Below are 1,478 nucleotides of genomic sequence, written 5' to 3'. Positions count from 1 at the left end.
CTAGTACAACATCCCGTAAATAGCTTGAATAAATAATCGCCTCGGATATCATGGCGGGATGAGTCGAGGCCGCCATGCAACGCCAGTGAAGTTGGCGAAGAAAGAAAGACAGGAACTGTTATCGCTGATCGAGCGCAAGACGGCGCCGCAGCGAGATGTGATGCGCGCGCGAATCGCGTTGTGGGCCCACGAGGGCCACGCCAATACAGCCATTGCGCGGGAACTGGATGTCTCGGTGCAAACGGTCTGCCTGTGGCGCAAGCGTATTGCCCAGCAAGGTGCCCAAGGCATTCGCGAGGGCGAGCGCAGCGGCCGTCCGCCGCGCATCACGCACGAGGCGCGACTACAGTTGATCGCGCTGGCGTGTGAGACGCAAGAGCCTGAGGGGCGGGTCACGCCCACGCTCGATGAGATTGTGGCGCGCGCGGTGGAGCGTGGCGTTGTCGAGCAGATCAGCCGCAGCCAGGTGCAGCGCATTTTGCAGGCCGGCGACGTGCGTCCGCACCGGGTCCAGCAATGGCTACATAGCCCAGACCCCGCCTTTCGCGAGAAGGTCAACGGCATTTGCAAGYTGTACCGGAAGGCGCCGCGAAACGCGGTGGTGCTCAGTATCGACGAGAAGACCGGCATTCAGGCCATCGAGCGTAAGCACCCAGGACGCGCACCCGCACCGGGGCGGCTGCGTCGGCGTGAGTTTGAATATATTCGTCACGGCACCCAGGCGTTGATTGCCGCGCTAGACGTGCATACCGGACAGGTGCTGGCAGAATGCCGCGACCGGCGCACCCAGGACGATTTGGTCGCTTTCATGGAGCGCGTGGCAAGCGCGTACCCGGGCAAACAGGTGCACGTCGTCTGGGACAACCTGAACACACATTGCGCCCAGGCCGTCTGGCAGGCGTTTAACGCGCGGCACGATGAGCGGTTTCACTTCCACTTCACGCCGTTGCACGCGAGTTGGGTCAATCAGATCGAACTCTGGTTTGCCCGCTACACGCGCCGGGTACTGCGCCATGCGAGTCACACTAGCATCGCGCACCTGCGCGAGCGCACCGAGCAGTTTATCCGCGCGCACAATCAGGCGGCACGCCCGTTCAAATGGAGCTTCCGGGGCTATCCGCTGCAAACCGGCGCATCGTAATCGAGAATCAACATGCCAGCCTTACCCACCAAACATTACGCTGCCAAATTGCAGCAGCAACTGCGCAGCCTGCTCGGCCACGAGCAGATCATCACACAAGCCTACGGGCGTCACCTGTTGATCAAACGTCTGGACGACGAGGAGCCGACCGTGGTGGCTCGGCTGACCGAACTCGGCCGCAATCGTTATGGCGCCGCCTTTCGCAACCATAGTGGGCGTTGGGAGCCGTTGCCAGGCGCAGGCTCGCTCGACGAGATGGCCCAGGTGGTCGTCACGCTCCTGGAGCCGTACCTACAGCCTGATAATTATTAAATCTATTTACGGGATGTTGTACTAG

At 61.4% G+C, this 1,478-nt stretch carries 2 protein-coding genes; both read left to right on the top strand.

Annotation, left to right across the window (positions count from 1 at the left end; translation table 11 throughout):
• Positions 1–58: 58 nt before the first annotated feature.
• Entirely contained in the window at positions 59–1,141 is a 1,083-nt protein-coding gene (locus tag AB4Z48_RS40425) for an IS630 family transposase (RefSeq protein ID WP_441624508.1), read from the top strand.
• A 12-nt stretch (positions 1,142–1,153) separates the two neighbouring features.
• Positions 1,154–1,453, top strand: coding sequence for a hypothetical protein (locus AB4Z48_RS40420; RefSeq protein WP_441624506.1), 300 nt, complete (start codon positions 1,154–1,156; stop codon positions 1,451–1,453).
• Positions 1,454–1,478: the final 25 nt, after the last annotated feature.

This window comes from Cupriavidus sp. 2TAF22, from assembly GCF_052115045.1.
Lineage (GTDB): Bacteria > Pseudomonadota > Gammaproteobacteria > Burkholderiales > Burkholderiaceae > Cupriavidus.
This window is presented reverse-complemented; position numbering and strand designations above follow the sequence as displayed.